Source organism: Aureimonas sp. OT7, from assembly GCF_014844055.1.
GTDB lineage: Bacteria > Pseudomonadota > Alphaproteobacteria > Rhizobiales > Rhizobiaceae > Aureimonas > Aureimonas altamirensis_A.
The window spans coordinates 3,592,599-3,605,013 of the sequence record NZ_CP062167.1 but is presented as its reverse complement, the minus strand read 5'-3'; the positions used below and the strand labels follow the sequence as shown (position 1 = coordinate 3,605,013).

Genomic DNA, 12,415 nt, shown 5'->3' with positions numbered 1-12,415 from the left:
CTCCGGGGGACGTGCTGTTGGAAAGAAGAGTTACACAGGCACCCGGGAACGTCTCTAGGCTATTTGCGCAGACGGGCCGGGAAGTACTTCCCGATACGGATGGATGAAGTCATCGGGAAATATTCCCGATCGCAGCGGGAAGGCGGTCCCATCCGGCGGGAAGGCTTTACCCGCCTTGCATGCAGCGCTTAAGCTTGTCCTTGCGAATTGTTGTGACGGGTGGGCGCCCAGGTTTGGAGTGTGCGGATGAGCCATGGCGTCTCCTGCGCCATGCTGGCACTGATTTCGGGCGGGCTCGCCGCCTGTGACGAGCCACCGGTGGCGGAAACGGCTCCTGTGCAGCGGCAGGCTCAGGCCCATTGGCAGGCCTATGGCGCCGACCGGCCCGCCGGCGAGTGGCTTGCCGTGCTGGAAACCGGCCGCGAGGCCGGCCCGCAGGACGCACGCGTCCGCGATTACGACGCGCTGCTGGCCCATGCGGCAGGCCGCTTCTCCGAATCTCCGCGCATGATTGCCAATCGCCTCGTTCAGGCGCAGGACACCTTGCAGGAGATGGGCGAGGCGCATGGGATGGACAAGCTGCTGAGCGATTTCCTGACACTGGCGCCCGCGGACGGAGACCTGTCCTTCGCGACCATCCTCCATCATTACCTGAACCTGAGGCGTCAGGGCCTCGGCCATCGCGCGGCCGTCGCGAAGCTGCGGCGCACCGGCCCCGGCGGGGTGGCACAATGACCGTCCGCGAAGGAGGCGGGCTGAGCCTGTCGCCCACGATATCCTCCGCAACGCACGCCGCCGTGCGGCGGCTGCCGCAGTTGCGCAGCCGCATCATGCTGGGCGTCGTGGGGTTGAGCGCCGCGCTCTGGCTGCTGCTCGCCTTCGGCATGGTCGTCAACGCGCGGCTTGCGACACGCGCCGAGGTCTCTGCTTCTTTCGCCATCGCGGAACGCTTCGCCGAGGCGCGCATCGCCTCCATCGGCCCGGCCGGGACGCTGGAGGCGTACCGCCGGCTGGTGGGCGAACTGGGCGAGATGCGCCATGTCAGCGCCGCGCTGTCGCATCCGCTTGCGGGGCCGGACGACGCCGCCGCCGCCGCCGGCGACGATGAAGAAGAGGCGCCGGGCTGGTTCGCCGCGCTGATCGAGATCGAGCCGATCGACAGCTTGTTCACCCTGACGCTGGACGATGGATCGACGGCCACCTTGACGCTGGCGGCAAACGATGCGGACGAGATAGCGGAGGTCTGGCAGGATTTCAGCTTCATCCTGCCCGTCACCATCCTCTATGGCGCCATCCTGTCGCTTCTGTCGATGCTGCTGGTCAACCTTGTCTTTGCGCGGCTGCGGCGCATCGAGCACGCGCTGGACCGCTTGCGCGAAGGGGCCCTGGACACGCGGCTGGAGGACGCCGACTTTGCCGAGTTCGGCCAGGTCACGGGGGGCTTCAACGATCTCGCGAGCCACCTGTCGGAAGAAAAGCGCCTCAACCGCAACCTGGCCCGCCGCCTCCTGGACGCCCACGAGGCCGAGCGACGGGCCCTGGCCAACGATCTCCATGACGAACTGGGCCCGCACCTTTTCAGCCTGCGGTCCGCCGTTGCCATGCTGAAGCGCAAGGCCGCCCGCGCCGATGGCGGCGATGGGCTGGAGACGCCGCTGCACATGCTGGACGAGGAGGTCGCGACCCTGCAATCGGCCACACGTCGGCTTCTGGCGGGACTGCGGCCGATGTCGGTGGGCGGCGTGCCCCTGCGCGACACGGTGGAGGGCGCGGTGGACTCGTTTCGCCGGTCCTCGCCCGCTACGCAATTCGTGTGCCGGACGGAAACGGCAGACGCCACCTTTGGCGAGGTGGTGGACCTGACCGTCTATCGCTTCGTGCAGGAAAGCATTCTCAACGCGCTCAAGCACGGCAAGGCCAGGCAGGTGGACGTGGCGATCGCATTGCGGCCGGGCGACGCGTCCTGCGACGCGGTGCTGGAAGCGACCGTCGCCAATGACGGGACGATGCCCATCGCATCGAACAGGGAGGGGTACGGATTGATCGGAATTGCGGAACGGGTGGAAGCCCTGGGCGGCTTCGCGACGGCGCCGGCCGTAGCAGGAGGACGGACGATCTGCCGGATCGCCATTCCCGTGCGCGCGGGCGGCACCAGCGGCGCCAAGGGTGCACGGCCATGACGCGGGCACTCGTCATCGACGATCATCCCGTCGTTTTCCAGGGGTGCCGGCAGACCATCTCCGATTACGGCGCCAGCGAAGTGTTCGGCGCGTCGTCGCCGCTGGAGGGGTTTCGCGCCTATCGACGGCTGAACCCGGATGTGATCCTGCTCGATCTCTCCTTCGGGCCCAACATGTTCGGCGGGTTCGCCTTCATCAAACGCTTCCGCTCGCGCGACGGGCGCACGCCCATCCTGATCTTTTCCATGCATGACGATCCCGTCATCGTCCGGCGCGCGCTCGCCCTGGGCGCGACGGGCTATGTGCAGAAAGACGCCAGCCCGGATACGATCGGCGAGGCCTTCGATACGGTGCGGCAGGGAAAGCCCTATCTGCCCCCGGACATAGCGGCGCGCGTGGCCTTCCTGAACCGACCGTCCGACAGTCCCGACCGCGACAGGTTGACCGACCGCGAACTCGAGATCCTGGGCCTTCTGGCAGCCGGCCGCTCCTACGCCGAAATCGCGGAGGGGCTGAGCATCAGCTACAAGACCGTGGCCAACGCCTGCTCTTCGCTCAAGGTCAAGCTTGCCGCCAAGACGCTTCCCGACCTGGTCGCCAAGGCGGTGCGCATCACCGGAAGTGCCGGAGCGGCAGGTGCACCGTACGCGCCGCGACATGACCCAGAAGGGCTTCGTCATGGCTGATCGCAAGGATGCCGGTTCCACGCTCGGCACAAAATGATTGCAGAGCGCGCCACACGTCTGCCTGCGTGATGGGGTCCAGCGAGGCCGTCGCCTCGTCCAGCACCAGAAAACGGACTTCGGGGGCCAGGGCGCGCACCAGCACCACCCGCTGCAGTTCTCCGCCGGACAGCGATTGCGGATACCGGCCGGCCCAGGCCGGATCGACCCGGAAGCGGCACAGCATCTGCGGAGATGGCCGATGCGCCTCGGTCAGGATGCGCTGGATGGGCCAGGCCGGATTGACCGCACCCAGCGCGTGCTGGGCCACATACTGGATGGGGCGAAGGCCGCGCACAGGCGAGGGGCGGCCATCGATATGGACGGCGCCCCCGACCGGGCGCAGCAATCCGGCAAGAATGCGGCCCAGGGTGGACTTGCCACAGCCGGACGGACCGGCCAGGCCGACGATCTCGCCGGGCCGCACAGTGAGGTCGATACCCTCGAAAAGCGTTCTGCCCCCGCGCGACGCCGTGATGGAGTGCGCCTCAAGCATCGACGGTCATCCCGTTTGCCGGGGTCGCCCGCCACAGGCGGCGCGCGTGTGCATCGGGAATATCCGCACCATCCGCCGTAAAGGCCAGGGCCGGCATCGGCGCGGCGAACCCGCCCGGCGACAGCACGGCTACCGCATCGGCGACGCGGCTTGCGAAGACGAGATCGTGGGTGATGACGATGACCGCGCAGCCATCCGATGCCAGACGCCTGAGGTCGCCGGCGACAAGGGCGATGCAGGCCCCGTCGAGGCCACTGGTCGGCTCGTCCACGATCAGGACTTGCGGCCGGCCGACAGTGGCGATGCCGACAAGGACGCGGCGGGCCATGCCGCCGGACAGATGGTGCGGGTAGAGATCACAGGTTTCCGCTGCCAGGCCAAGGCGCGCAAGCGACGTGGCAGCGGCCGCCTTGCGGGCCATCCGCGGCAGGCCGGCACGGCGCGCCGCCCAGCGGAACTGGTCGTCGACCCGGGCGGAGGGGTCGAGGCTCGACAGGGGTTGCGGCGCAAGGGCGATGCGCCGTCCGCGGACGGCGCGCAGGCAAGCGTCGGTCATCGCCTGGCCGTCCAGGAACAGCGTCCCGCCGCGTTGCGCGCCTCCGGGCAGCATGCCGACGAGGGCCGCGGCGACCAGCGACTTGCCGATGCCGGACTCTCCCGCCAGCGCCAGGACCCGACCCGGGTCGACGGTAAACGAGACGCCGGATACGAGGCGGCGCCCGTCCATGTGGATCGCCAGATCCTGCGCCTCTATCATCGGGCAGCTTCCGGCAAGGGTGTCAGCCGGCGCCGCAGATGGGTTCCGATACTTTCCACAAGCAGCACTGTGGCAACCAGCACGAGGCCCGGAAACAGACCGAGCCACCAGTAGCCGGCGCTCAGGGTGCGCATCGCCTCCGACAGGAGGATGCCGATGGCAGGGCGCGTCGGCTCCAGCCCGAAGCCGAGAAAGGTGAGGGCGGCCTCGTGCAGAATGGCATGCGGCAGCATCAGGACGGCGCCCACGGCCAGTTGCGGCAACAGATGCGGCAGAACGTGCCGCGCCGCCACGTGGAGCGGCGACCGGCCGAACGCCCTCGATGCGGCGACGAAGTCGGATGCCAGAAGTTGCTCCAGTTCCAGGCGCAGCAGCCGGGTGAGCCTTGGCCAATGGGACAGGGCCACGGCGGCGACGACGGCGTCGGCGCCACCGCCCAATGCGAAGGCGATCAGCACCAGCAGCACGAGGTGCGGAAGGCTCAGCACGGCGTCGGTGACGAAGGAGACCAGCCCGCCCGCCGCCCTGTGCAGGCTGGCAACCATGGTCAGGCAGAGGGCGATGGCCGTGGAGGCGAGGGACGCGGCAAGCCCGATGCGCAGGCTGAGGGACAGCCCGGCCAGGCTGCGGGCCAGCATGTCGCGGCCGAGCGCATCGGTGCCGAAGGGCGCGTCCACGGAGGGGGGCATCAGGCGCCGCGTGAAATCGGGTAGCGGGCCGGCGCCGCCGAACGCCGCAAGTGCGGCGACCGCCAGCACGAGTGCCGCCAGCGGCCAGTAGCGGGCTATCCATGATCCGTTCATGGGGCGACTGCCAGATCCGCATTGCGAAGGCGCGGGTCCACCGTCTTCGCCACGAGGCGCGCGGCCATGCCGCCTAAGCCGACGACAAATGCGGTCAGAAGCGTGATCGCCAGCAGCAGCGGAACGTCGCCCTGCAGCCCGGCGTCCACCGCCGCCCGGCCGAGGCCCGGATAGGCGAAGACCTGCTCGGCCAGCATCGCGCCGCCGAACAATTCCCCGATGGATGCCAGCATGAGCGCGATCCCGGGCAGGGCCGCGTTGCGGGCTACGTGGCGTATTGCGATGTCGACCCGCCCCGCGCCCTGCGCGAAGGCGAAGCGGACATGATCGGACCGCATGATGACGATGGCCTTGGCGCGCGTATGAAGGGCGATCTGCGCAACGCCGAACAGGGTGAGCGTCAGAAGCGGCAGGGCCAGATGGGCCAGGGCCTGCGACAGCGACACATCCTGCGGACGCACGCCGATGGGCCCGGCGCAACACAAAGGCGCCCAGCCGAGGCCGACCGAAAAGACGGTCAGCATCAGGATCGCCAGCCAGAAGGTGGGCGTGGAGGCGAGGACGAAACTCCAGCCGCGTACGATGCGGTCCAGCGCCGTATCCTCGTAGACACCCGCCAGGATGCCGAGCATGAAGCCGATGAGGCTGGAAAGCAGCCAGCTCGTCCCGGCGAGGGCGAGGCTGGGCCCGGCCCGGGCGGCGATGACCTCCGCGACCGGCGCGTTGTAGGACAGGCTGTAGCCGGCATCGCCCGACAGGAGATTGCCGAGCCAGAGCAGGAACTGTGTGGGCCAGGGGCGGTCCAACCCCCATGCCGCTGCGATGGCGGCCCGCTGCGCCTCGCCGACGCGGCCGATCGCGGGTCCGAGATAGGCGTCCACCGGGTCGATCGGCGACAGCTTGGCCAGCAGGAAGGCGCAGAGGGCCACAAAGGCCAGAAGCGCGATCAGCCTTGCGAACGCCGATGCGAACCGTCCGATCAATCGCACGTCCAGCGCCACCCCGCGATGCCTGCCGTGATCGGCCAGCCATGACCATGCGGCTCGATCTGCGCCTTGCCGATGTCGAGGCATGCGCCGACGAGATAGACATGGGTCAGGTTGACAAGCCAGGCGTAGGCGGCATCCCCGCGCGAGCCGTAGCCGGTGTCGCCGTCGAAGGCCGCGGCGCGCCAGTGCGGGTAGGATGCCTCCATGCCGGGGGCGGCCTGGGCCGCATCGAGATGCCCGTCGACGGTGGCGTTGGCGTAGAAGGTGGGGTTCATGTAGCCGCGCCCGGCCAGCGAGGAGTGGTACAGGCTGTAGACTTCGAAGGGCGAATGGCTGCCGAAGCCGAACATCACCGGCTCCGAGTGCATGACACGGCGGATCGCCGACCAGGGCGCGCCCTGCGGACGCATCTCGATGCCCAGTGGCCGGACCAGGGTGGCCACCGTTTCGGACAGGATCTGCCGGGTGCTGTCGCCGGCGGGATAATACAGGGGAATGCTGGCGCGCAGGCCATCCTTGACCCGTATGCCGTCCGTGCCGGCCAGCCAGCCGGCCTCATCCAGCAGACGCGCGGCGGCCTGCGCATCGTAGGCGACCGCTTCGTCGGCATTACCCCAGGGCAGGCCGTCGGCGGGGCCGGTCGCCGGGCTGCCGAAACCGCCCAAAGCAACCTCGACGAGAACCTGCCTGTCGATGCCCATGTCGATCGCATGACGGATGGCGTCATCCACCGTCACCGCATTGCCGATGGGCAGGCCGTCCGGCGTTGTCTTGCCGGGCGCCTGCATCGGCAAGCTGATGCCCCGGTTGTCCACCGAACGGACTTCCTGCCGACGGAAGCCTTCCGGCACGACACCGGCGAGCATGCCGGGCACGGATGCCATGTCCACCGCCCCCGCACGGGCGGCGGCAAGCGCACCATCCTCGCCGGTGAACAGGAAGGTCAGTTGGCGGAAGGCCGGCGCCGGGCCGTAATAGAGCGGGTTCCGCTCGACGATGAGCTGCTCGCCCTCGCTCCACGAGACGAGCCGGTACGGCCCCGATCCTACGGGTTGCCGCGCATAGCCCGGACCGTAGGATGCGGCCGGTACGATGCCGAGCGTGTGGAAGAACTCGGTGAAGGAGATGGCCGGCTCGCGCAGGCGGAAGGTGACCGTTTCGGCATCCACCGCCGTCGCCGCCTCCAGCATGGAGAGGTCGATGGCGCCGGCGGCGTCCCGTGCCGTATTGAAGGTGAAGGCGACGTCCTCGGCAGTCAGCGGCGTATCGTCCGAGAAGCGGGCGTCCGGCCGGATCGTGACCGTCCAGGTCAGCCTGTCTTCGGACAAGGACCAGCGCGTCGCCAGGTCGGGCTGGCTGGCAAGCCCGGCATCGCGGCGCAGCAATGTGGACTGGAACAGCGGGTGTCCGTACGCGCCCCATCCGAGCACGGGGTCGAAGCCGGTTTCCGGCTCGCCGCCAATGGCAAGGACCAGATCCTCGCGGGGCGCGGCGCCCGATGGAGCGGCAAAGAACCCGCAACAGATTGCAACCAACCCCACAAAAGCGGCAAAACGCATGAACCATGCTCCGAACTGCCCGAATCGCCGGGATGATAGAATTGAGTATGTATGAGGTCTATTTAAAAACATCATACGCGCGGATGCGCAGGGAGTGGAGATGCAGCGCGTTACGGTGACCCTCGACGACGATCTGATGGTCGAGCTGGACCGCATCATGGAAGAGCGGAACTACCAGAACCGGTCCGAGGCGGTGCGCGACCTGGTGCGCGCCGGGCTGCGCGATGCCAAGGTGGAGGGTCCGCAAACCGGCATGTGCATGGGCGCCCTCGTGTATGTCTACGATCACAATGCGCGCGAGCTGTCACGCCGGCTCACCAATGCCTATCACGACCATCACGAGCTGTCGGTCGCGTCCATGCATGTGCATCTGGACCACGATACCTGCATGGAACTGTCGGTCCTCAGGGGCGAGGCACGGGCCGTGCGCCATTTCGCGGACCATGTCATCGCCGAGCGCAGCGTGCGCCATGGCGAGTTGATGATCATTCCGGTCGAGGCCGGGAAAGACGGCAGCGATGGGTGACAAAAAATCACGCGGTGCACGCAAGGGAGATAAGCGGCAGGTTGCGGCACTGCCCGTACGGGTGGACGAAGACGGCAATCTGCTCGTCCTCCTGATCACGTCCCGGGAGACGCGGCGCTGGGTGCTGCCCAAGGGCAATCTGATGAAGGGCAAGACGCCGGCGCGCGCCGCCGCCATCGAGGCGATCGAAGAGGCGGGCGTCGTCGGCAAGACGATCAAGAAGCCCTATGACAGCTTCCAGTACTGGAAGCGCGGCAAGCGCGCCTTCGCCTTCGCGGTCGTCGACGTGTACCTGCTCATCGTTGCCGGGCGGCGTCCGACCTGGAAGGAAAAGGGACAGCGCAGGCAGGTGTGGGTGACGCCGTCCCAGGCGGCGCTGATGGTGTTGGAGCCGGAACTCCAGACCTTGCTGCAGCGGCTGGACGCGGACGACGTCGTTGCGCGGCAGATCCGCGAAAACTTTCCCGAACCGGCCTGAAGGCTGAAGCCATTCCCTATCGCGGCCACGGTCCTAGTTTCCCGACAAGGCAAGCCGCAAGAGGGTCAGAAAACATGCGTTCAATTCTTATGGCAGCGGCCTTGGCCGCAAGCGTGGCGGCCGGCCCGGCCCTTGCCGCGCCCGTCGTCGTATCGTCCAAGATCGACACCGAAGGCGGCGTGCTCGGCAACATGATCCTTCTGGCGTTGCAGAATGCCGGCATCGAGACGACGGATCGCCTCCAGCTCGGCGGGACGCCGGTGGTGCGGCAGGCGATCATCGCCGGCGAGATCGACATCTATCCGGAGTATACGGGCAACGCCGCCTTCTTCTTCAACAAGGAAGGCGAGGCCGACACGTGGAAGAACGCCGCAAAAGCCTATGAGGCCGCCAGGCAGCTCGACTACGACGCCAACAAGATCGTCTGGCTGGCCCCGTCGCCGGCCAACAACACATGGGGCATCGCCGTGGCGGGCCCGGTTGCCGAAGAGAATTCGCTCAACACGCTGACCGAATTCGGCGCGTGGGTCGCCGGGGGCGGCGACGTCAAGCTTGCGGCATCGTCCGAGTTCGTCAACTCGGCGGCGGCCCTGCCGGCCTTCCAGTCGACCTACGGGTTCGCCCTGACGCCCGATCAACTGCTGACCCTTTCGGGCGGCGATACGGCCGCCACCATCGCCGCCGCCGCGCAGGGCACCAACGGCGTCAATGCAGCCATGGTCTACGGTACCGATGGCGGTATCGCAGCGTCCGGCCTGAAGGTGATGGAAGACGACAAGGCCGTGCAGCCGGTTTACCAGCCGGCGCCGATCGTCCGCGAGGCGGTGTTGCAGGAGCATCCGAACCTCGCCGAAATCCTGCAGCCGATTTTTGCCAGCCTCGACCTGACGACGCTGCAGGAGTTGAACGGGCGCGTCCAACTGGGCGGCGAGCCCGCACGCGCCGTGGCTGAAGAGTATCTGACGTCCAAGGGACTGATGAAGTAAACGGACGGGGCGGGGCCCTTGGTGCACAGGCTCGACAAGCTCGGTCTCGTCATTGCCGGCATGGTATCGGCAGCGCTGTTCGCGTTGCCCTTTGCCACCTTCCGGGCCAACCGCATCGTTGCCGGCGAGGGCCGCACGCTGCTCGATGCCCTGTCGCCGGCACCGGCCGCCGTGGCGCTGGCCATCCTTGTGGGCGTCGGCGCATTGGCGCTGCTGCGCACCGGCCCGGTCCCGCGGCTGGCGGGTAGCTTGATCGCCCTTCTTGCCCTCGTCCTGGCTGTCGGCATGGCCCCCGCCCACCTGACGCCCCCGGAAAACACGTTCGCACGGGTGTCGCCTGCGTCGGGGTTCTGGGTGCTGCTGTTCGCCTACGCCCTGCTGGCCACCGACGCGCTCGCGCGCCTGAAGCCGCCCCCTGTGGTCCGCCTAATGATCCTTGTCGGCGCGCTCGGCGTGCTGGCGCTGGTGCTGTGGTCCGGGCGGTGGGACGGGCTCTCCCTCATGCGCGAATATGGAAGCCGCGCCGATTCGTTCTGGCGCGAGGTCGGGCGTCATCTGGTGCTGGCGCTGGGCTCGCTGGTCGCATCCGTCATCGTCGGCGTTCCGCTCGGTGTCCTCTGCCATCGCATCGGTGCCATCCGCGCGCCGATCCTGAACGGCCTGAATATCGTCCAGACCATTCCGTCCATAGCGCTGTTCGGGCTTCTCATCGCGCCGCTCGGCTGGCTGGCGGCCAATGTTCCGCTGGCCCACGCCATCGGCATTCGCGGCATCGGCGTGGCGCCGGCCTTCGTGGCCCTGTTTCTGTATTCGCTGCTGCCCGTCGTCGCCAATACAGTGGTGGGCCTTGCCAGCATACCGGCCGACGCGGATGACGCCGCCCGCGGGGTGGGAATGACGGACAGGCAGCGCCTGTTCGGGGTGGAACTGCCATTGGCATTCCCTGTCATCCTGACGGGCATCCGCATCGTGCTGGTCCAGAATATCGGCCTGGCCACCATCGCCGCCCTGATCGGCGGCGGCGGGCTCGGCGTCTTCGTTTTCCAGGGCATCGGCCAGACCGCCATGGATCTGGTCCTGCTGGGTGCCCTGCCCACCGTCGTCATGGCCTTCAGCGCAGCCATCCTCCTGGATGCCGCCGTGGAGGCATCCAGCCACCGAAGATCGGGAATACGGGCATGATCGAGCTTCGCAGCCTCACCAAGCGCTATGGCGACGTCGCCGTGGTGGACGACGTTTCCTTTACAATGCAGCCGCGCAGCGTGACGGCCATCGTCGGCACGTCCGGTTCCGGCAAGACGACCCTGATGCGGATGATCAACCGCATGACGGAGCCGACGGACGGGGCCGTGCTCATCGATGGCGAGGACAACCGCTCCCTGCCGCCGCACGAGCTGCGTCGTCGCATCGGCTACGTGATCCAGAATCACGGCCTGTTCCCGCATCGCACGGTTGCCGAAAACATCGCGACGGTGCCCAATCTGATCGGCTGGGACAAGGAGCGCATCGCGGCGCGCGTTGCCGAACTGCTGGAGCTGTTCCAGCTCGATCCTTCGGAGTTCGCCGGCCGCTACCCGCATGAGCTGTCCGGCGGACAGCAGCAGCGTGTCGGCGTGGCACGGGCGCTGGCCGCGGAACCCAATATCCTGCTGATGGACGAGCCCTTCGGGGCGCTCGATCCCATCATCCGCACCAAGGCCCAGGCCGACCTGATGGCCATCCAGAAACGCTTTGGAACCACGATCGTCTTCGTGACCCACGACATGGAAGAGGCGATCCACCTGGGCGACCGGATCGCCGTGATGGATGGCGGCAAGGTGATCCAGTACGCGCCGCCCGAGGAAATCCTGTCGAGGCCGGCGAACATGTTCGTCGACAGGCTCATCGGCACCGGCGACAGGCCCTTTCGATATCTGTCGCTCAGGGGCGTCGGCGATCTTTTGGAGCAGGGGGAAGCCAGCGGTGCGCCCATCGCCCGCGACGCCAGCCGCAGGGATGCGCTGGCCGAGCTTCTGTGGTCGGGGCGTGACACTGCGCCGGTGGCCGACAGCGGGGGCACGACGCTGGGCATCATCCGCCGCGCGCGGCTGATTGCGGAGGCGGCGCGTCCGGCATGAGGCGGCTTGCCCTCCTTTTCTGGCGTGTCTGCCTGCTGGGATTGCTCCTCGCTTTCCTGCTGCGGCCGGAGATGTTCGCACCGCTGCTGCGACCGCTGACGCAGAACGGCGCGCCGGCGATCTATGCGCAAGGCAGCCTCCTGCAGCTCACGTTCCTGCACCTGCGCACCGTCGCCCTCGCCACCCTGGCGGCAACCGTGGTGGCACTGTCGCTGGCCATCCTGGTGACACGGCCGGGCGGCCGGGAATTTCTGCCGCTGTCGCGCAGCGTCGTGAATATCGGCCAGACCTTTCCGCCTGTCGCGGTGCTGGCGCTGGCAGTGCCGGCAGTGGGCTTCGGCGAAGCGCCGACGTTGATCGCGTTGTTTCTCTACGGGCTCCTGCCCATCTTCGAGAATGCGATGACGGGGCTGACGGGTCTGCCGCCCGCCGTGGTGGAGGCGGCACGCGGCACCGGTATGACCAACTGGCAGCGGCTTTGGCGGGTGGAACTGCCGCTGGCGCTACCGGTCATCCTTGCGGGCATCCGGCTGTCGGTCATCATCGGGCTGGCCACGGCCACCATCGGCTCCACGGTGGCGGCGCGCACGCTGGGCGAGGTCATCATTGCCGGGCTGTTGTCCAACAACCTTGCCTATATCGTCCAGGGCGGGCTCATCGTCGCCGTGCTTGCGGTGCTTTTATCGGACCTGCTTTCCTCGGCCGAGCGTATCGTCGCGCGACGCATGGGCCAGGCAGGGCGGCGAGGCTGACCGGCGGAACCACCTGCCATGGGCTCTCGTTGATCCGCGACAGGCCAGCG

Annotated in this window: 14 protein-coding genes; 9 read left to right on the top strand and 5 right to left on the bottom strand. The window is 67.8% G+C overall.

The annotated features are described in order from the left end of the window. Nucleotides 1-246: 246 nt before the first annotated feature. From IGS74_RS17240 to IGS74_RS17230, 3 genes are read left to right on the top strand one after another with little or no spacing between them, the layout of a single operon-like run. The gene (locus IGS74_RS17240) at nt 247-735 is read left to right on the top strand and encodes a hypothetical protein (protein ID WP_192387728.1); all 489 of its coding nucleotides are present in this window, start codon (nt 247-249) and stop codon (nt 733-735) included. Continuing rightward, a complete protein-coding gene (locus tag IGS74_RS17235; protein ID WP_192387726.1) occupies nt 732-2,180 on the top strand; it encodes a histidine kinase in 1,449 nt (482 codons plus the stop codon). The genes IGS74_RS17240 and IGS74_RS17235 overlap by 4 nt, the downstream gene beginning before the upstream one ends. After that, nucleotides 2,177-2,866: a response regulator transcription factor gene (locus tag IGS74_RS17230; RefSeq protein ID WP_082016098.1), complete on the top strand. Its 690-nt coding sequence runs from the start codon at nt 2,177-2,179 to the stop codon at nt 2,864-2,866. Before IGS74_RS17235 ends, IGS74_RS17230 begins: the two co-directional genes overlap by 4 nt. On the opposite strand, the gene IGS74_RS17225 is transcribed toward IGS74_RS17230, so the two are convergent. The 5 genes from IGS74_RS17225 to IGS74_RS17205 are packed head-to-tail and all read right to left on the bottom strand — an operon-like array spanning nt 2,793 to nt 7,506. After that, nucleotides 2,793-3,398: an ATP-binding cassette domain-containing protein gene (locus IGS74_RS17225; protein WP_192387724.1), complete on the bottom strand. Its 606-nt coding sequence runs from the start codon at nt 3,396-3,398 to the stop codon at nt 2,793-2,795. The two genes, IGS74_RS17230 and IGS74_RS17225, sit on opposite strands and share 74 nt — an antisense overlap. Then, the gene (locus tag IGS74_RS17220) at nt 3,391-4,155 is read right to left on the bottom strand and encodes an ATP-binding cassette domain-containing protein (protein ID WP_192387722.1); all 765 of its coding nucleotides are present in this window, start codon (nt 4,153-4,155) and stop codon (nt 3,391-3,393) included. The genes IGS74_RS17225 and IGS74_RS17220 overlap by 8 nt, the downstream gene beginning before the upstream one ends. After that, nucleotides 4,152-4,958, bottom strand: coding sequence for an ABC transporter permease (locus tag IGS74_RS17215; RefSeq protein ID WP_192387720.1), 807 nt, complete (start codon nt 4,956-4,958; stop codon nt 4,152-4,154). Before IGS74_RS17215 ends, IGS74_RS17220 begins: the two co-directional genes overlap by 4 nt. Next, a complete protein-coding gene (locus IGS74_RS17210; protein WP_246722657.1) occupies nt 4,955-5,941 on the bottom strand; it encodes an ABC transporter permease in 987 nt (328 codons plus the stop codon). Before IGS74_RS17210 ends, IGS74_RS17215 begins: the two co-directional genes overlap by 4 nt. Then, complete coding sequence (locus tag IGS74_RS17205; protein ID WP_192387716.1) at nt 5,938-7,506, bottom strand: ABC transporter substrate-binding protein; 1,569 nt, start codon at nt 7,504-7,506, stop codon at nt 5,938-5,940. The genes IGS74_RS17210 and IGS74_RS17205 overlap by 4 nt, the downstream gene beginning before the upstream one ends. A gap of 100 nt (nt 7,507-7,606) precedes the next feature. Here IGS74_RS17205 and nikR point away from each other — a divergent pair, with 100 nt between their 5' ends. The 6 genes from nikR to IGS74_RS17175 all read left to right on the top strand — a co-directional run bounded on the left by nikR (nt 7,607) and on the right by IGS74_RS17175 (nt 12,365). After that, nucleotides 7,607-8,032, top strand: coding sequence for a nickel-responsive transcriptional regulator NikR (gene nikR, locus IGS74_RS17200; RefSeq protein ID WP_192387714.1), 426 nt, complete (start codon nt 7,607-7,609; stop codon nt 8,030-8,032). Next, a complete protein-coding gene (locus IGS74_RS17195) occupies nt 8,025-8,510 on the top strand; it encodes an NUDIX hydrolase (protein ID WP_192387712.1) in 486 nt (161 codons plus the stop codon). The genes nikR and IGS74_RS17195 overlap by 8 nt, the downstream gene beginning before the upstream one ends. A 74-nt stretch (nt 8,511-8,584) precedes the next feature. Beyond that, nucleotides 8,585-9,496 carry an ABC transporter substrate-binding protein gene (locus tag IGS74_RS17190; RefSeq protein ID WP_192387710.1) on the top strand — a complete coding sequence of 304 codons (912 nt, stop codon included), beginning with the start codon at nt 8,585-8,587 and terminating at the stop codon, nt 9,494-9,496. Between the two features lie 60 nt (nt 9,497-9,556). Further along, on the top strand, nt 9,557-10,678 hold the full coding sequence (locus tag IGS74_RS17185) for an ABC transporter permease (protein ID WP_192391865.1): 1,122 nt from the start codon (nt 9,557-9,559) through the stop codon (nt 10,676-10,678). Next, nucleotides 10,675-11,613 (top strand): ABC transporter ATP-binding protein, encoded by a 939-nt coding sequence (locus IGS74_RS17180; RefSeq protein ID WP_192387708.1) that lies wholly within the window; start codon nt 10,675-10,677, stop codon nt 11,611-11,613. Before IGS74_RS17185 ends, IGS74_RS17180 begins: the two co-directional genes overlap by 4 nt. Further along, a complete protein-coding gene (locus IGS74_RS17175) occupies nt 11,610-12,365 on the top strand; it encodes an ABC transporter permease (RefSeq protein WP_192387706.1) in 756 nt (251 codons plus the stop codon). The genes IGS74_RS17180 and IGS74_RS17175 overlap by 4 nt, the downstream gene beginning before the upstream one ends. Nucleotides 12,366-12,415 lie beyond the last annotated feature (50 nt).